This window comes from Bacillus cereus group sp. BfR-BA-01453 (genome assembly GCF_022662915.1).
In the GTDB taxonomy this organism is placed as follows: domain Bacteria; phylum Bacillota; class Bacilli; order Bacillales; family Bacillaceae_G; genus Bacillus_A; species Bacillus_A paranthracis.
The window spans coordinates 97817-116455 of the sequence record NZ_JAKUEN010000007.1 but is presented as its reverse complement, the minus strand read 5'-3'; the positions used below and the strand labels follow the sequence as shown (position 1 = coordinate 116455).

The window sequence follows — 18639 nt, the reverse complement described above, 5'->3', positions numbered from 1 at the left end:
GAAAGTTGTTGAAAACGTTTTCTTAAACGTTTTTTTATTTTTAGGCTGAAAGGTATGATGACCTGATAGTCTATTGATGAGGTTATTCTATTTAAAAGGGGATTTTTTAGGGGGAGAGAACAGTGAACACATGGACACAAGTTTATGATCCGTTCGGAAACATTTGGATTTCGGCAGCGGTCGCACTTATTCCGATTATCTTTTTTTTCTTAGCTTTAGCAGTTTTCCGCATGAAGGGGTATGTGGCAGGATTTATTACAGTTGTACTTACAATTTTAGTGGCGTTATTCGCTTATAAGATGCCGTTCACGATGGCGATGGCAGCGACCGGATATGGTTTCTTATACGGATTATGGCCAATTGCTTGGATTATCATTATGTCGGTATTTTTATATAAAATATCTGTGAAGACAGGTCAATTCGATGTCATTCGTGCATCTGTATTATCCATTACGAATGACCATCGTTTACTCGTTATTTTAATCGGTTTTTCATTCGGAGCATTTTTAGAAGGGGCAGCGGGATTCGGTGCACCAGTAGCGATTACGGCAGCGCTTCTTGCAGGTCTTGGGCTAAATCCTTTATATGCAGCAGGTCTTTGTTTAATTGCAAACACAGCACCAGTAGCGTTCGGAGCGATGGGTATTCCGATTACAGTTGCTGGACAAGTAACAGGTATTGATCCACATAAAATTGGACAAATGGCTGGACATCAATTACCGTTCTTATCATTATTTGTTCCGTTCTTTATCGTATTTTTAATGGACGGGTTGAAAGGAGTAAGACAAACATGGCCTGCTTTACTTGTAGCGGGTAGTTCGTTTGCCATTACGCAGTTCATTACAGCGACATTCTTAGGGCCAGAACTTCCGGATATTACGTCAGCACTTGTAAGTTTAGTTAGTTTAGCGCTGTTCTTAAAAGTATGGCAACCGAAAGAAATCTATCAATCAGGGCAAGCAAATAGAGAAGCAGCTGCAACAACAGCGGCATCGATGCCGAAATTAACGATAGGAAAAGTTGTAAGAGCATGGTCTCCATTTATCGTGTTAACGGTTATGGTAGTCATTTGGAGTCAAAGTTTCTTTAAAGCATTATTTGCTCCAGGAGGCGCGTTAGAAAGTCTTGTATTTAAGTTTGAAATTCCGGGCTTGCACAATTTAGTAATGAAAGCAGAGCCTATTGTAAATAAACCGACGCCTTACGAGGCAATTTTGAAGTTCGATGTATTATCAGCAACTGGAACAGCAATTTTAATTGCTTGTCTCATTTCCATGCTGATTTTGAAAATGAGTGTAAAAGATGCAGTAGCGACATTTAAAGAAACGTTAAATGAACTTAAAATGCCAATTCTATCGATCGGATTCGTACTAGGATTTGCATTTATCGCAAACTATTCTGGACTATCTTCTACACTAGCATTAGCGTTAGCAGGAACTGGCGGGCTATTCCCGTTCTTCTCACCATTCTTAGGCTGGATTGGTGTATTCTTAACAGGGTCTGATACGTCAGCAAATGCATTATTCTCAAATTTACAAGCGATTACAGCACAACAAGTCGGTGTATCTGAAGTACTTCTCGTTGCAGCAAATACAACGGGCGGTGTAACAGGAAAAATGATTTCGCCGCAATCGATTGCAATTGCTTGTGCAGCAGTTGGACTTGCTGGAAAAGAATCTGATTTATTCCGCTTTACGGTGAAGCATAGTTTATTCTTCGTAATTATTGTTGGTATTATGACGTATGTACAGGCATATTATTTAACGTGGATGATTCCATAAAGAGCAAAAGAAATAAACTTTGCATTTTTCAGATTATCGTGTATGATGAGAAAGTATTGAAAATTAAATCAGTGATAAACTAGGGGTGCCTAACGTATGCGTAGGCTGAGAGAGAAGCGCGTGAACTTCTTAACCCTTTGGACCTGATCTGGCTCGTACCAGCGTAGGGAAGTTAACGGCTTTACATAATGATGTCTTTATGAGCCAGGTCCTTATTTTTTTATGGACCTGGCTCTTTTTATTTTGGCATACGCTGGCCATATCTCGTCCTTGTCACGTACAGGGGGGCAACAAAGGTTATGAAACAGTCTGTTTCAGCTGAGCAAATTGAATTGAAATCGAGTTTACCAGGAAGCAAGAAAGTGTATGTGGATGGACCACGAGAAGGTATGAAAGTGCCGATGCGTGAGATTGAACAAAGCGATACAAACGGCGTTCCGAATCCGCCAATTCGTGTATATGACACGAGCGGACCTTATACAGATCCTGCGTATAAAGTGGAGCTGGAAAAGGGGTTGCAGGCGCCACGCCACTCTTGGATTCTAGAGCGCGGAGATGTAGAAGCATACGAAGGGCGCGAAGTGAAACCAGAGGATGACGGTGTGAAAGTGGCTTCGAAACATACACCTGTTTTCCCGCAAATGGGTCGTAAACCACTTAGAGCGAAGCAAGGTGCAAATGTTACGCAAATGCATTATGCACGTAATGGCATCATTACGTCTGAGATGGAATATGTTGCGATTCGTGAAGGAGTAGAGCCAGAGTTTGTTCGTAAGGAAATCGCGGAAGGGCGCGCTATTTTACCAGCGAATATTAACCATCCTGAAGCAGAACCGATGATTATTGGACGTAATTTCCATGTGAAGGTTAATGCGAATATCGGAAACTCTGCTGTATCTTCTTCTATTGCAGAAGAAGTAGAGAAGATGACGTGGGCTACTCGCTGGGGTGCAGATACGATTATGGATTTATCTACAGGTAAAAACATTCATACGACGCGCGAGTGGATTATTCGTAACGCACCTGTACCAGTTGGAACTGTACCAATCTATCAAGCATTGGAAAAAGTAAACGGAATTGCAGAAGATTTAACGTGGGAAGTGTATCGTGATACGTTAATTGAGCAAGCGGAGCAAGGCGTAGATTACTTTACGATTCACGCTGGTGTATTACTTCGTTATATTCCAATTACGGCGAAACGTACGACAGGTATCGTTTCACGCGGTGGTTCGATTATGGCACAGTGGTGTTTATTCCATCATAAAGAAAATTTCCTATACACTCATTTTGAAGAGATTTGTGAAATTATGAAGCAGTACGATGTTTCGTTCTCTCTTGGAGATGGATTACGTCCAGGTTCGATTGCAGATGCAAATGACGAAGCGCAGTTCTCTGAGCTTGAAACACTTGGTGAATTAACGAAGATTGCTTGGAAACATGATGTGCAAGTTATGATTGAAGGGCCTGGGCATGTACCGATGCATTTAATTAAAGAAAATATGGAGAAAGAGCTTGATATTTGCCAGGGCGCACCATTCTATACACTTGGGCCTTTAACGACAGATATTGCACCAGGTTATGACCATATTACATCGGCAATTGGAGCTGCGATGATTGGCTGGTTTGGAACAGCGATGCTTTGTTATGTAACGCCGAAAGAACATTTAGGTTTACCGAATAAAGATGATGTACGCGAAGGTGTTATTACGTACAAAATCGCTGCGCATGCAGCTGATCTGGCGAAAGGGCATAAAACGGCTCATCAGCGTGATGATGCACTTTCAAAAGCTCGTTTTGAATTCCGTTGGCGCGATCAATTTAATTTATCTTTAGATCCTGAACGCGCGATGGAGTATCACGATGAAACGTTGCCAGCAGAAGGTGCGAAAACGGCTCATTTCTGTTCCATGTGTGGACCGAAGTTTTGTAGTATGAGAATTTCACATGATATTCGGGAATATGCAAAAGAAAATGATTTAGAAACGACAGAAGCAATTGAAAAAGGAATGAAAGAAAAAGCGAAAGAATTTAAAGAAACAGGTAGTCATTTATACCAATAACACGTTACACCTCTTTACTTGATTGATCACACTGTAGTACCTAATTTAAATATAGAAGAAGCCCGCTTTGCTAAGACGGTAGCAAAGCGGGCTTCTGTTGTTTATCCCGCTATTTGCCGGGCAGTAAGACCCCCCACCTCAAAATTCAACGGAAGCAAAGAAGTTAGGTGGGGGGGCAACTGCCCGTAAAAGCCCGATTGGTTAGGGCTAATAATCAGTGGGGGATGAACAAAACCCCCACTGATTAAAGTTTCACTTTATAAGGCGAAGAAGAGATGTACCCAGTAGAATAAGAGGAATAATGTAACGACTGTTGTGAGTGGAATAACGATAAGGGATACACTTAAATAGTCTTTCCATTTTACTTTAATTTTGTTTTGTTTCAGGATATACATCCAAATGAGAGAAGCTAGCGTACCGATTGGTAATAATAGTGAACCGATGTCACTACCGATGATATTTGCGAGATAGATAGTTTTTAATGTGACTGGATCTAATCCCATTTCTGTTAACGTAATGGTACCAATCATAAGTGCAGGGTGATTATTGAAGACATTGGAGAGGAGAGAAACGAGTCCACCCATTGCAAAGCTAGCATAAAGCAGATGTTGACTTACAACTGGTTCAAGCCATTGGACAAGCGCTGCTGTTAATCCTGCGTTGTGGAGCCCGTAAATAATGACATACATAGAGAAAGCAAAAATCAAAATGTGCCAAGGTGTCTTTTTCAAAATGTCGACAGGGTTCGTTCGTAAGTAGTACCATCTCCAAATGAGAAGAACGAGTGAACCGAGTACGGCAACAATCTCGATTGGGATGGATAAGAAGGATGCAACGAATAGAAGACAGCGCATAAGGAAGACGAAGCCTAATACTTTTAGCATGAACCTTGTCCGTTTTTGTTTCGTATCAACTGAATTTTTTCCTTTTAACGGATGAAAGTTTTTCGTGAAGAATATTTCTTCAATATCATATGAAGAAACAGGCAATTTTTTCGGAAGTTTTTTCTTCAAAACCGTATACATAAGCCATGACATAAACAATAGTCCTAATGTTGCAGGTACAAACATCATAGCAGTATGCATATAAAGAGTCATATTCACGATATTTAATGCGATTAAGTTTACGATATTACTTACACCAATTGGTGCACTAGATGCAGTAGCGATTAAAGCACCGCTTAATAAATAAGGGATTTGTTGATGCGGTTTTAATTGAAGATTTTTTAGGAGAAGAATTAAAATTGGCGTTGTAATTAAAATACTACCGTCGTTATTAAATAAAAGAGTCATAAGAAAACATAATAATTGAATATACCAGTATAAACGGCGACCGGAACCTTTTGCTAAGTTTGCAAGTTTCGCCGCAGACCAGTGGAAGAAGCCGAAGCTTTCTAATATAACCGCCATAACGATGGTCGCTAATATCGTTATGGAGGCACCGCCAATTTTACTAATAATGTCCATGACGTCTGGTTTTGATACAAGTCCAGTAATCAGGATAATGCCAGCGCCAATTGCTGCCGGCCACGCCTCATTTAAACCACGAGGTCGCCAAAAGATAACAATCATTGTTAAGAAGAATACAATAATAGTAATCCATATTTCAATGCTCATATTTTACCTACCTTTCTACTTTTCCTTAAAGTAATGTAGCTTGTCTTAAGGTTTGTATTGGTAGTATATTCAGCAAAAAATAAGAAGAACTAGACGTATAACGGAGTGCAATGAATATGTGTTTTTCAAGTTATGGGACAAGTATCTCTCTTAGTGACATAACTATTGTGAGAGGAGTCTAGAAATTAATGGGGCAGTAAGATAGTAAATAAAATTTATATAGGTGATTATGGAGATATATCAGCGCAACTCAAAATATATCAGCGATTTTTAAATTATATCGACTTATCGACAAAACATGACAAAAGGAGCCCACCCCAAAATACCTTTTGGAACAGGCCCTACAATATTATTTTTCTTTCAAAAAAGTTCGATCTTTCAAGAATAAATTCCAGAAGAAAATAAATCCTGGTAATAAAATTGCAATCCCAATTGCATATAGAATAAGCAATGCATAGAATGTTTCGACCGTTGTAAAGCTTGTAAATACAGTTACATCAGGATAAATAATATACGGTAAATGCGCAACGCCGTAAGCATAACTTGCAAATGCATATTGAGCGACGACTGCTAAAACGGCAATGCGAGGGTATCCTAGTGTGTCATACTTCTTGTTTGTCCACCAAAGAGAAGAGTATCCGATAATGAATAAAACGATAGAAACTGTAAACCATGTGAATTGCTTTATTAGCCCTTGCATAAGCCAGTGTGTTTCCGGATCCATTACAACGAGGGCAATAATCGCCGTAACAAGCGTTGCAGGACCAAGGATAATCGCGTTTCTTCTATAAATTCTATATGCATCTTCTGAACCTTGTTCTCTCGCAAAATCAGCAAGAAAGAGAGAGGAAAGAAATAGTTCCGAAGTTAGTCCGAAGAGCATATAACAATAAATAACAGGACTAGAAAGAAGTTTTCCATATAGGAGTACTTCTTTTCCTTCAGACATTGTAATATAGGCACCTTCTGTAACAGGTAAAACGGTAATTAATAGGGCTGGGATTAAGAGTCCTGTAATACCTGAAATAATACGAAGAAGGTGTTGGTACTTCGGCAGGGAATAAGCAAATACCATAAATGTACTGCGAATTGCCACGAGTACTAGAATTAACATAACGGGTACGAACATTACCGTTGCTAGGGTAAAAGCGGCTTTCGGAAAGAAGCCAAGAAAAGCGACAACGACAAAGACGAGAAATGTATTTGTTACTTCCCAAGTCGGTGATAAGTATCGGTTGGCAAGCTTGGCAGCTAGCGTTGGATGTTTTGCGTATACCATGCCCCAAAAACCTGCTCCAAAATCGATGGACCCTAATATACTGTATACGAAAATAAGAGCCCATAAGATGATGATTGCAATACTTTCCTCATGCACGAGAATCGCCTCCTTCGTGATGTAAATCATTTGTAAGCGGATGTTTCTTAAAGAATGTCCGTAGTACAAAAACTGTTAAAATACCGAGTCCAATATATAAAATGATGAATAGAATAAATAAAGGACCGACAAAATCAGCGCGTGTAGAAGCGTCGACTGTACGTTGCATACCGTAAATGGTCCATGGCTGACGACCGCTACAGCTGAAAATCCACCCAAATTCAATGCCGAGCATCATAACTGGTCCACATGCGGCAGCTCCCCAAAGAAGCCACTTCGGTAGCTCTGTTTCTTTTTTTCGGTAAACAAAGTACCAATATAAGAGGGCAATTGCTGCAACTGCAAAGGTAAAGGCAGCAGTGCCAACCATTAAATTGAACAGTGTATGCGTGTAAAATGGTGGCCATGTTTCTTGTGGAAATTCCTTTAGTCCTTTTACGACAGTGTTAGGGTCTAGTCCTACTAGTAGGCTAAGCATGTTCGGAATTTCTAGTGCATAGTTTAGTTCAAGTGTGTTAGGATCTACAACGCCGCCAATTGATAACGGTGCATGTGATGTCGTTTCAAATAAAGCTTCAGCAGATGCCAGTTTTTCAGGGGAATGCTTATGTAAAGCAATTGCCGATTCGTGTCCCGAAAGCCACATCGTAGCGCCTGTAATAAATGTCACGACGAGTCCTAACAGCAGTCCTTTTTTATGATATGCCACTTCACGTTCACTTACATTCTTCTTTAATAATTTAAATCCGGCGATAGAGGCAATGACGGCAGCTCCAGTTGCGTAGGCTGTAATCACAACGTGGAATGCGCTCGTGCCAAAACTCGGATTAAAGAAAGCTTTCCACGGATCGACGTTAAAAACTGATCCATCTGGTCCCATTGAAAAGCCCGCGGGTGTATTCATCCATGTATTTGCCGATGTAATAAGCACGGCGGATGCTGTGGCACCAATCATGACGAAGAATAGCGAGATTAATCTCATGAATGGAGGTAGTTTGTCAGCTGCATATACATAAATGGACATGAACAAAGCCTCTAAAAAGAAGGCGAAAATCTCAATTTGAAAGGGCACAGAAATAACCTGCCCAACAATTTTGGCAAAACCAGGCCAAAGCAGTGAGATTTGCACACCAACGATTGTTCCAGTTGGAATTGCTACACCAAGAAGGATGGCAAAGGCCTTTGTCCATCTTTTTGCCATAATGGCGTAGTCGGAATCTTTCTTCCAGTGATAGAGTATTTCACTTATAAAAATCATTAATGAAAGTCCCACGCCAAGTGTTGCGAAGATAATGTGGAATGCTAGTGAAGAACCGAAAAATGCTCTTGCTAATGTTACCGTATCCATATGTAAACTCCTCTTCTTTTTTGCCATTATTTTCTGATTGAATTGGAAGATTTATTCAAAAAAACTTCCAAAAATATATATGTATTTAAAAAGTGGATATGATAATATTATGTTTGAATATTCTAAATAGAAAGAAGTTAATATTTTGTTTGTTTTTTAGTAAGGAATATTTTATAATCTTTTATGCGAACATAAGTTCTGTTTTCGGAGTGAAGAAGTTTATGTGAAATGGAGAGGATGTTTTATGTATCCTGAAGTCATTAAAAAGATGGCATTTTCAAAAGAGCATAGAGATTTATTATTGAAGCTGTATAATAAAGAGATTACGCGTCGGGAGTATGATCGACTCGTGGAATCGCTATATAGACCTTCTAAAGAGGCTTGTGAGTCATAGAGGAACGGGAGACAATCTAATAGATTGTCTTTTTTACATTTACGTATGTTCTGGTAAAATTAAGGATAGCCTTACTAGGGAGGTGAAAAGTTTGCGGAAACGTATATATATAGTGATTGGCGTTATTCTTTTAATCGCTTTAGGTGGAATTGTATTTTGGTCAGCTTTGCAAGGAAACCGTACGGAACATTTTATTTTAAGACATATGGTGAATGAAAATGGGACGCTTGCTACATATCGTTTAGAGGATACAAAAGCAGGTACTGGTGAAGCGAAAGGCCGTGAAGCTTTATCGGAATCAGCAGGACTATGGCTGCAATATACACTCGATAAAGACGATCAAGCGTTATTCGATGAACAAGTTAAGGTTATTCAAAATAACTTTGTACATAAGAACCAAATTGTTTTATGGAAAATCTCTGAAAAGGGAGAGATGCAATCAGCTACAAATGCACTTATAGATGATCTTCGTATTATAGAACAATTATATCGTGCTTATGAAATGTATAAGGAAGAGCGTTATAAAAACCTTGCCGATCAATTAAGTGATGCTGTACTTCGTTATAATAAAAAAGATAATTATTATGTTGATTATTATGATGCAGATGCAGGAAAACAAAATAATTTTGTAACAACATCATACATAAATCCGCGTGCATTCTCCTATATGAAGAAGTACGGCAAAGTTTCTGCTCAGCAATATGAGGAAGTCGTTCAATTTTTAGCGGATTATCCAAGGCATGGATGGGCATTCCCGAAAGAGTATAAAGAGGATGGTACATTTACGTACGACAAAGAAGTGAATCTTATTGACCAATCATACGTTGCATATCATCGTAGTTTAGGTGGCCTTTCATCAGATGCTTATTTGGAATTTATAAAGAAGAAATTCCAGGAGGATGGAAAGCTATACGGTCGTTACAATTTAGAAACGGGAAAACAAACTGTGAATTATGAATCGCCAGCCGCTTATGGACTCACGATTTTGTACGTACTACAAACAGGTGATACAAAGTTTGCAAAGGAATTATATGATCATATGGCCACATTCCGAAATGACAACGTATTTAGTAGATATTACGGTGGATATGTAACAGGCGAAAATAACAATACGCATATTTTTGATAATGTTTTGCCGCTTTTAGCTGAAATAGAATTAGAGAAGAGTGAACAATAAAAGGTGCCACCCTATGGGGATGGCATCTTTTATTGTTTGATATCATTTTAAGTCCTAATATTGGAGAAGTAATCAATTACGAATTCACGGAATTTCTGAGCAGTTTTCGATAAGTAACGTTTTTTTGACCAGCTTAACCCAATCGTTCGCTCACAATTTGGTTCAATAATACGTAACTTATTTAATGCTAAAGTAGAGTTTTTTAATAAAGTTAAACTTGGGACAAAGGCGATGCCGAGGCCTTGCTTAATCAGGTCGCTAATCACGGTTGGTTCATCTACTTCAAAAGCAATATGTGGAGTGAAGCCAGCTTCTTTACAAAATTCATCTGTTAAGTGCCGAAATCCGTAACCAGTGTTCATACTAATGAACGGTTCGTCTTTTACTTCATGCAAATATACAATTTCACGTTCTGATAAACGGTGCCCTGAAGGGACGACTAAGAAAATTTCTTCTGTAATAAGTGGTTCCCAAATAATCTCTTCGCCTTCAATTGGCACAGAAGAAATGCAAAAGTCAATTTCTATATTATCTAGTTGTCGTTTCATAGAAGGAGTAGATGCGAGAAATTGTTGGAATCGAACGTTAGGATGTTCTAGTAAAAAAGAACCAATTAGTTCGGGTAATATTCTTGGAATAGAAACAGCCAACGTAATAGAGCTTTGTTGTAAGTCAGCTAAATCTTTAATTTCTCGTTCGCCTTCACTTAATTCATGAAAAATGCGCTCTACTCGTTTTAAAAATACTTTCCCGAAAGAGTTTAATGTAATTTGTCGCCCTTGGCGGTCAAATAACGGAACGCCTAAGTCCTTTTCTAATCTAGCAATTGTTTTGCTGAGCGAAGGTTGTGCGATATGCAATTCTTCAGCGGCTTTTGTCATATGCTCTAATCTTGCGACTGTTTGAAAGTATTTTAGTTGAAGAAGTTCCATTTTGATTCTCCTTTCTATAGACCAAAAGGAATGAATTGATAATTAAAGATGTATTATACAGTATGAAAATGGACGTGTATAGTAAATCTGTTAAACCATTCTAATGGTGTTAAATTCGGAGAAGGAGTATGTTTCATGAAAGGAATTCAACTTATATTTAAAGATTGGAAAGCGATGTGGCACCATAAACATGGACGTATCGCTTTAATTTTTTTATTAATCGTTCCTTTAATTTATTCAGGATTCTTTTTAGCTGGATATTGGGATCCGTACGGACGATTAGATAAATTACCTGTTGCGATTGTAAATTTAGATAAAGGTGCCGCGATGGATGAGAAAACAATTCGTGCAGGAGACGATTTTGTAAAAAATTTAAAAGAGAATAAGGAACTAGCTTTTCATTTTGTATCAGAAAAACATGCTGATGAAGGACTAAAAGAAGATAAGTACTATATGGTTGTTACAATTCCAGAGGATTTCTCTAAAAAGGTAAGTACACTTATGGATGAGAAACCAGAACCAGCGCAGCTGCAGTACAAAGTGAATCCAGGTAAAAACTTTGTAGCAGCGCAAATTGGAACGACAGCTGTTGAAAATATGAAAACAAAAATTTCAAATAGTATTACGAAATCTTATACAGAAGGTGTCTTTTCAAAGTTTCAAGACTTAGCACAAGGGTTGAATGATGCAAGTAATGGTGCTGGAAAGTTACATGAAGGAACGACAGATGCAAGAAACGGAGCAAATCAGCTTGCAGACGGTATTCATCGTTTAAGTGACGGGACATCAAAAGTGAAAGAGGGAAGTGAAAAACTTGCTTCTAGCCAATCAGCTTTAACTGGCGGAGCGAATGAGCTGAGTGAAGGGGCAAAATCCCTTCATAGTGGTATGGAGTTATTAGCACAAGGTGAAAAAAACTTACAATCAGGGGTTAGTGAATTAAGTGCTGGTACAAATGAATGGGTGAACGGAAGTGAGAAACTTGCTGATGGGCAAGTGAAAGCGGACAATGCAGCAAATAGTGTAAAACAACAATTAGAAGAGTACGTGAAAAGTCATCCAGAAGTGCAGCAAGATCCTGCTTTTCAAAAGATTATTGCTACGTCTAATGGATTAGCTCAAGCAACAAACACTTTAAATAATAGTCAGCAACAATTGACACAAGGTGCACAGAAGCTTGCGGATGGTCAACATAAGATTGAAGAAGGTATAAATACATTCGGAGTTAAGTTAAATGAGGCTACTGCTGGAACGAAAAAGATAGCAGATGGTGCGGCGAATTTAGCTAATGGATTTACGAAATGGGGAACTGGATTTACATCATTACAAGAAGGTGTAAATCAACTTGCGAGCGGGGGAACAGAGCTGAATCATGGTGTTGATCAGTTAACGAACGGACTTGTTAAACTTGACGATGGTGCGAAAGAACTTTCTACGAAATTAGGAGAGGGCGCAGCGAAGATAGCGGATGTTCGCAATGATGATGCACGCAATACGATGTTCTCAGAGCCAGTTCAATTAGTGAAGTCAACAGTTTCTGACGTACCTAATTACGGTTCAGGTATTGCACCATATTTCTTATCGCTTGCGTTTTATGTTGGCGGAATTATGGCGTCGAATATTTTACCGCTTGGCCGTAGACAAAATATGAAAGTAAGTGGAACAGTACATTTTATTAATAAACTAGGATTGGTATATTTAATTGGACTTATTCAAGCATTGCTTGTAGATGTAGTTGTGCTAGGAGTTATGAAATTAGAAGTTGCAAGTGTGCCACTCTTTGTTTTATCAAGTATCGTTATTTCCTTTACGTTTATGACGTTTATTCTTATGTTAGTAACAGTATTTGGTCTTGTTGGAAAGTTCTTAGCGGTAACGCTTCTTGTCCTGCAGTTAGCGACGAGCGGGGGGACTTTCCCAGGAGAATTAAATATAGCTGTTCTTAGCAAAATTGGACAATTTCTCCCAATGTCTCATTCTCTTAGAGGATTGCAAGATGTGATCTCTTTAGGGGATTGGTCGCAATTACAAATGCAAATTTTAATATTGTTATGCTATCTCGTTGTTGCTGGTGGAATTGCTTGGATTACGAGCCATATACAACATAGGGAAACGAATGCAGAACAAGTTTCTTAAAATGAAAGAAGCTATCCGACTTTTTCGGATAGCTTCTTTTTTATTTGCGTTCCATTACCGCAAAGTAATTGTTTTCGTTATCAGCGAAGTTAAAAGCTCTGCCAGTAGGTAAATCTACAACTTGTCCAACAGTAACGTTTTTCTCAGAAAGATCTTTATACAGTTGATCTAAGTTATTAGCGAAGAACATAAGTGAAGGAGTACCTAAGTTTAATTCAGGTTGCATCTTTGCAATTAACGCTTTATCGTGAAGGACGATGCTTGTTCCTGCTTCTTCTGCTGGCGCAATTTCAATCCAGCGAAACCCTTGTCCGTTATTTTCTTCCGTAATAATTTGGAATCCTACTGTCTCAGTCCAAAATTGTACGGCTTCATCTTGATTATTTACATATAACATAATTTGTCCAATTTGATTAATCATAGGTATATCCTACTTTCTTTTCTTGTATGGAATTCTATTATATCAAAGATATGGTTTGCATACCTTTTCGTGATTTTTTCGAAGTACAATCTTCGCCCATCTCACATTTGCCCTAGGGGACGGTCCTGTAATCCATGTATGAAATGGTAGTGTACTAAAAATGACCATTGCTGAAATTGAGATTGTAGCCGTTATTGTAAATAATAATAAGCTATATAATATTGTATTTTCTTGCAGTGTGAATAAAGAAAGAAACTTTGTACATAGTTGCAAGAAGAAAAAGTGAGCTAAATAAGCACCATACGTGTAATTCCCGATAAATCGCAAAGCTTTATATAAGAAACCGCGTCTCTGTACGATTGTAATAGAAAGCACGTAAAGTATAATAATTTCGCATACGATATATAAAAACATAGACGGTTTTAAATAAGTCGAAACGGTTAAATGAATAGAGTTTGCTCCGTAAAAACTAAATAACTCATAATTGATGAATAAAAATAAGATGAAAAATAATATTGTGATAAGCGGGATATGTTTCAAGACGAATAGCCGCCAAGTTTTTAGTGCTACAGCAGCGATTCCTCCCATGACGAAATAAAATGAGTAGAAGAAGAAGGAACGGTCTGTATAATGTAAAATTGTTGAGCTAGTCAATTTCTCTCCATTAAAAATGTAGTGCGAAGAATACCACATTAAGAGGAAATATAAACAAGCAAAGATAGTCATATATTTATATATGTCTTTTTTATTTTCTGTTCGTTTTTGAAACCAATAAAATAGTGTGCACAGCAAAGGGAACAATAAGTGAATTTGGAACATCATAATCACGTACCAAAGGTGAGGTGCGGCCGTTCCGAGTAATACACTTTTTATTCCGCCTTGTAGTGTAATCATATCGTTTGTTGTTAATAAGTAAAGAATAGACCAGAAGAGATAAGGAATGAGTAAATGTGCGGCTTTTTCATAAATATATTCTGCGTAGGCAAGTTGCTTTGTATATTGACGAATTAAGTGGAAGCCGACGATAAATATGAATGCAGGTGCTGAAAATTTTGCGAGATTAAATAGCATACCCATAATGAGGGATTGCTCAAGTAAGACATTTCCTTGATTCATTGTATATAATAACGAACTTTGCAAAACGACAGCAAGGAATGCAATGCTTTGCAAAACTTTAAATTCTGGTGCGCTTTGAGTCATTAGGTCCATCTCCTTTTCCATACATGATTATAGTACGGAGAATGAATAATGGATGTGGAATATTTGTGAAGATTTTAACAAATTTGTGGCGGAATAGATTATATGGACGATTTTTCGGATATATCGTTCATAACTTCAAATATATCAACGATTTTTTCAATATATCGACTTATCAACAAATAACGACAAAAAGAGGATGCTCACACCGAGCATCCTCTTTCTATCTATTAAGCAAATTTGTTTTTGATCCAGTTCTTACCTTCTACAAGGCGAGCTGTCATTACGGCACAAGCGTTATCTGCTGTTACGTTTAACATCGTTGCAGGAGGATCAATGATTGTACTAATTGCTGCGATAATTGGCAATGCTTCTGGCGGGAAGCCGTATAGAGAAACGATTAACATTTCACCAATCATACCGCCGCCTGGAATAGCGCCCATTACTGTTCCTACTAATAGAGAAACAACAAGTGCGATTGCTAATGTTTTCGGTCCTTCGAATTCCATGTTGAAAATACCGAATAAGAAAGCAATTTTTAATACGCCCCCTAAAACAGAGCCGTCTTTATGAAGTGTAGATCCAAGAAGGACAACTGTTTCACGAACGTCAGAAGAAATACCCATTTTCTTCGTTGCTTCTAAGTTCGCTGGAATACTTGCAGCACTACTACAAGTTGCAAGAGATGTAACTGTAGGAGAGACCATGTTCTTCCAAAATACTTGTACACCTTGCTTGCGACCTGCAAGGTATGCATAGAACGTAAAGAAGACAAAGAAGTAAATGAGAGATGCTGGATAGTATACCATTGCTGCTCGGAAGTAAGTTCCAAGAAGCTGCGGTCCGAATTCACCAACTAATGCTGCGAAGTAAGCAGCAAGTCCGATTGGAGCGTAGTACATAATGAAAGATACGACTTTCATTGAAATTTCTGCACCAGCTTGTAAGAATGTAGCGAATGGTTTTCCTTTTTCACCAACTGCTGAAGTTGCAATCCCCATTAAAATAGAGAAGAAAATAAGAGCTAACATATTTTCACGAGATAGTAACTTCGAGAAGTCAGATACTGTTAGAATACCGACGATTTGATCTGCAACACTAACAGCTTTTTCTGCTTTGTCAGGTTGTGTTAATTCTAATACAACACCTTGTGCTGGCGGGAATACTTTCACGACAATAATCATAAAAATAGCAGCTAAAATACTCGTAAATAAGAAAGTCCCAGCCATACTAGACATAATTTTACCGAAACGTTTTAATCCATCCATATTAGCAATAGATGACGCGATGCTAAAGAACACTAACGGTACAACAATCGTAAACATTAAGTTTAAGAAAATGTCACCAAGCGGCTTTAAAGCAACTGCATCGGCACCCATGAAATAACCAATGAAACCACCAATTAGGATAGAAGATAATAAAATAAGTGGAAAGCGATATGCCTTCATAAATATATCCTCCTATCAATTAAAAAATCATACTGAATTATTATAGCGAGTTAGAGCCCTCTTTACTAGGAGAATATGGATAGATGGAATAGCGTGAAAACCGAGAAATTTTTGTTTTTAAGCTCGGCATACAGCAGGAAATCTAGACATATATATTTGTAACCTAGTTGTGGTAAGGGATGCACCATAATTTAGGTTTAGAAAAAGGGGGAGGGAAGCGGGATGAATATTTTGCTTTGCTGTGCAGCGGGAATGTCTTCCAGCTTGATTGTTACAAAAATGGAGAAAGCAGCAGAGGCAAGAGGAATAGAGGTAAATATTTGGGCTGTATCAGGTTCTGAAGTAAATAGCCATATTGATAAAGCCGATGTACTTTTACTTGGACCGCAAGTACGTTATTTATTACCGAAAATGAAAGAATTATGTAAGGAGAAAGGAGTACCTGTTGATGTCATTCAATCCGTCCATTACGGACTTTGTAATGGAGAAGCTATCTTGCAAGCAGCTTTGTCAATGAAACCATGAGGAGAGTGGGATAGATGATACGGTTTTTAGAGAAATATGTAATGCCGGTAGCAGGAAAGGTTGCAGAGCAGAGACATTTGCTAGCAATTCGTGATGGACTTGTATTGACGATGCCGTTCTTAATTATAGGATCATTTTTCCTCATCATTAGTGCTTTACCAATACCAGGTTATAATGATTTTATGGCAGGTTTGTTTGGGGAGAATTGGCAGAGGGCTTTAGGGTATCCAGTTAGTGCAACTTTTAATATAATGGCTTTAATAGCTGTTTTTGGAATCGCTTACAGACTTGGAGAATATTATAAAGTGGACGCTTTAGCATCCGGGGCATTGTCGCTTGTGACGTTTTTACTTGCGACGCCATTTCAAGTTGCATATATTATACCAAGTACAAAAGAGAGTGTACTTGTAGAAGGTGCTATCCCAGCTGTATTAATGGGAAGCCAAGGGTTATTTGTAGCAATGATTATTGCACTTATATCTACTGAACTTTATCGGTTTATTGTACAAAAAAAGATAATTATAAAGATGCCAGAGACAGTTCCGCCAGCTGTGACACGTTCATTTGCCGCGCTTGTTCCAGGATTTATTGTTGTAACGGTTATTTGGATTGTACGCTTAATTATAGAAAATACTTCTTTTGGCAGTATCCATAATATTGTAGGGCAAATTTTACAGGAACCACTTAGTGTACTTGGTGCTAGTCTTTGGGGCGCAATAATAGCTGTTATTCTCGTTCATGTTCTTTGGTCATGTGGAATTCATGGAGCTACTATTGTTGGTGGTGTAATGAGCCCGATTTGGTTATCGTTAATGGATCAAAACCGAGTTGCTTTTCAAGCGGGGCAAGATGTACCAAATACGATTACCGCACAGTTTTTTGATTTATGGATTTATATGGGCGGATCTGGTGCAACACTTGCTTTAGTTGTAGGAATGTTATTATTTGCCCGAAGTCAGCAATTAAAAAGTATAGGTAGATTGTCAATTGCGCCTGGTATATTTAATATTAATGAGATGGTAACTTTTGGGATGCCGATTGTCATGAATCCAATTTTATTAATTCCATTTATATTAGTTCCAGTTGTGTTAACAATTGTTTCTTACTTTGCAATGGAATGGGGATTAGTTGCTCGTCCGAGCGGTGCTGCTGTTCCTTGGACGACACCAATTCTATTTAGTGGATATTTAGGATCAGGTGGGAAAATTTCAGGTGTTGTTTTACAACTTGTTAACTTTGCGCTTGCATTCTTCATTTATTTACCGTTCTTAAAAATATGGGATAAACAAAAAGTGGTGGAAGAAAAGGGGGAGTAAAGAACTAAAATGGATACGATAGAAACGAAGGCCTTTCACTTAATCTTGCATGGGGGAAATGCGAGAAGTTGTTCAATGGAAGCAATTGATTACGCAAAGCGTGGAGAATTTACAGAAGCAGAAGCGAAATTACAAGAAGCGTTAGAAGAATTAAAAGAGGCGCACCGTGTACAAACGGACCTCATACAGAAAGAAGCTGGTGGTGAAAAGACCGAAGTTACCCTTCTCATGGTGCACGCACAAGATCATTTAATGAATGCTATTACAGTGAAGGAATTAGCGAGTGAATTTGTAGAATTATATAGGAAGATGTCAGCGGCTGAATGAACCTTGCGTATGCAAGGTTTTTTTATGTTTCGTAAAGATACTGTTATGGCGAAGAGAGAACCACTTACACATAATTTTATTTATTATTTCCAAGTTTATGTAAAAATAAAGTTGTAAAGGGGGTGGGAAGTAGATGAAAGTTCGCATCGAATTGGACCCATCACAAGACGAAGTAGAAATTATTATAAAAACAAAAGAAGTGACAGATGAAATTCAGCAACTTTTAAAAATAATAGAAGGGGGAACTGTAAATCAAATTGTTGGTGTGTTAAATCAGCAGTATTATTTATTGAATTTAAATGATATTTATTGGTTCTATACAGAAGAGAGAAAAGTTATGGCGCAAACAAAGAAAGGGGGTCTTGAGGTCAAGGCTCGCCTATATGAATTAGAAGAACAGTTAGCTGGAAAACGATTTGCTAGATTTTCTAAGTCGATACTTGCAAATTTAGGGCATGTCAAAAGTTTTGAAATGTCTTTTAGTGGCAGTATGTGTGCTCATTTTTCTAACGGAATGAAAGAATACGTTTCGAGAAAATATGTACCGCTCATTAAAGAAGCTTTAAATATAGGAGGGGGTTAAAAG

16 protein-coding genes and 1 riboswitch are annotated in these 18639 nt (G+C 38.1%); of the genes, 9 read left to right on the top strand and 7 right to left on the bottom strand.

The features are described from left to right. The first annotated feature begins 122 nt into the window (after nucleotides 1-122). Both lldP and thiC read left to right on the top strand, forming a co-directional pair. Nucleotides 123-1781 (top strand): L-lactate permease, encoded by a 1659-nt coding sequence (gene lldP, locus MR070_RS15965; protein ID WP_242261610.1) that lies wholly within the window; start codon nucleotides 123-125, stop codon nucleotides 1779-1781. Nucleotides 1782-1852: 71 nt separating this feature from the next. Next, nucleotides 1853-1968: riboswitch (TPP riboswitch) on the top strand. Between the two features lie 112 nt (nucleotides 1969-2080). Further along, nucleotides 2081-3841, top strand: coding sequence for a phosphomethylpyrimidine synthase ThiC (thiC, locus tag MR070_RS15960; protein ID WP_242261609.1), 1761 nt, complete (start codon nucleotides 2081-2083; stop codon nucleotides 3839-3841). A gap of 257 nt (nucleotides 3842-4098) precedes the next feature. Here thiC and MR070_RS15955 read toward each other — a convergent pair whose 3' ends face one another. The 3 genes from MR070_RS15955 to cydA form a co-directional block, all read right to left on the bottom strand. Beyond that, nucleotides 4099-5457 (bottom strand): arsenic transporter, encoded by a 1359-nt coding sequence (locus tag MR070_RS15955; RefSeq protein ID WP_000021134.1) that lies wholly within the window; start codon nucleotides 5455-5457, stop codon nucleotides 4099-4101. 349 nt (nucleotides 5458-5806) lie between these two features. Beyond that, nucleotides 5807-6832 (bottom strand): cytochrome d ubiquinol oxidase subunit II, encoded by a 1026-nt coding sequence (locus MR070_RS15950; protein WP_000544181.1) that lies wholly within the window; start codon nucleotides 6830-6832, stop codon nucleotides 5807-5809. Continuing rightward, nucleotides 6825-8180 carry a cytochrome ubiquinol oxidase subunit I gene (gene cydA / locus MR070_RS15945; protein ID WP_000381959.1) on the bottom strand — a complete coding sequence of 452 codons (1356 nt, stop codon included), beginning with the start codon at nucleotides 8178-8180 and terminating at the stop codon, nucleotides 6825-6827. The genes MR070_RS15950 and cydA overlap by 8 nt, the downstream gene beginning before the upstream one ends. Nucleotides 8181-8424: 244 nt before the next feature. Here cydA and MR070_RS15940 point away from each other — a divergent pair, with 244 nt between their 5' ends. Continuing rightward, on the top strand, nucleotides 8425-8574 hold the full coding sequence (locus tag MR070_RS15940) for a hypothetical protein (protein ID WP_000283174.1): 150 nt from the start codon (nucleotides 8425-8427) through the stop codon (nucleotides 8572-8574). Between the two features lie 91 nt (nucleotides 8575-8665). Beyond that, nucleotides 8666-9751: a transcriptional regulator gene (locus tag MR070_RS15935; RefSeq protein ID WP_242261608.1), complete on the top strand. Its 1086-nt coding sequence runs from the start codon at nucleotides 8666-8668 to the stop codon at nucleotides 9749-9751. A 47-nt stretch (nucleotides 9752-9798) separates the two neighbouring features. Here MR070_RS15935 and MR070_RS15930 read toward each other — a convergent pair whose 3' ends face one another. Then, on the bottom strand, nucleotides 9799-10683 hold the full coding sequence (locus MR070_RS15930) for a LysR family transcriptional regulator (RefSeq protein WP_242261607.1): 885 nt from the start codon (nucleotides 10681-10683) through the stop codon (nucleotides 9799-9801). A gap of 135 nt (nucleotides 10684-10818) precedes the next feature. Here MR070_RS15930 and MR070_RS15925 point away from each other — a divergent pair, with 135 nt between their 5' ends. Further along, nucleotides 10819-12819, top strand: a complete 2001-nt coding sequence (locus tag MR070_RS15925) for a YhgE/Pip domain-containing protein (protein WP_242261606.1) — start codon at nucleotides 10819-10821, stop codon at nucleotides 12817-12819. A gap of 40 nt (nucleotides 12820-12859) precedes the next feature. On the opposite strand, the gene MR070_RS15920 is transcribed toward MR070_RS15925, so the two are convergent. The 3 genes from MR070_RS15920 to MR070_RS15910 form a co-directional block, all read right to left on the bottom strand. Next, entirely contained in the window at nucleotides 12860-13240 is a 381-nt protein-coding gene (locus MR070_RS15920; RefSeq protein WP_001977028.1) for a VOC family protein, read from the bottom strand. A 42-nt stretch (nucleotides 13241-13282) separates the two neighbouring features. Continuing rightward, nucleotides 13283-14440: an acyltransferase gene (locus MR070_RS15915; RefSeq protein ID WP_242261605.1), complete on the bottom strand. Its 1158-nt coding sequence runs from the start codon at nucleotides 14438-14440 to the stop codon at nucleotides 13283-13285. A gap of 227 nt (nucleotides 14441-14667) precedes the next feature. Then, on the bottom strand, nucleotides 14668-15885 hold the full coding sequence (locus MR070_RS15910; RefSeq protein WP_000649370.1) for a dicarboxylate/amino acid:cation symporter: 1218 nt from the start codon (nucleotides 15883-15885) through the stop codon (nucleotides 14668-14670). A gap of 222 nt (nucleotides 15886-16107) precedes the next feature. Here MR070_RS15910 and MR070_RS15905 point away from each other — a divergent pair, with 222 nt between their 5' ends. From MR070_RS15905 to MR070_RS15890, 4 genes are all read left to right on the top strand, one after another. Beyond that, entirely contained in the window at nucleotides 16108-16410 is a 303-nt protein-coding gene (locus MR070_RS15905) for a PTS sugar transporter subunit IIB (RefSeq protein WP_044792017.1), read from the top strand. Between the two features lie 14 nt (nucleotides 16411-16424). Next, nucleotides 16425-17726 carry a PTS cellobiose transporter subunit IIC gene (celB, locus tag MR070_RS15900; protein ID WP_242261604.1) on the top strand — a complete coding sequence of 434 codons (1302 nt, stop codon included), beginning with the start codon at nucleotides 16425-16427 and terminating at the stop codon, nucleotides 17724-17726. Between the two features lie 9 nt (nucleotides 17727-17735). Continuing rightward, nucleotides 17736-18053 carry a PTS lactose/cellobiose transporter subunit IIA gene (locus MR070_RS15895; RefSeq protein WP_044792020.1) on the top strand — a complete coding sequence of 106 codons (318 nt, stop codon included), beginning with the start codon at nucleotides 17736-17738 and terminating at the stop codon, nucleotides 18051-18053. A 133-nt stretch (nucleotides 18054-18186) separates the two neighbouring features. Further along, nucleotides 18187-18636, top strand: a complete 450-nt coding sequence (locus MR070_RS15890) for a LytTR family DNA-binding domain-containing protein (RefSeq protein ID WP_044792022.1) — start codon at nucleotides 18187-18189, stop codon at nucleotides 18634-18636. The last annotated feature ends 3 nt before the right edge of the window (nucleotides 18637-18639 follow it).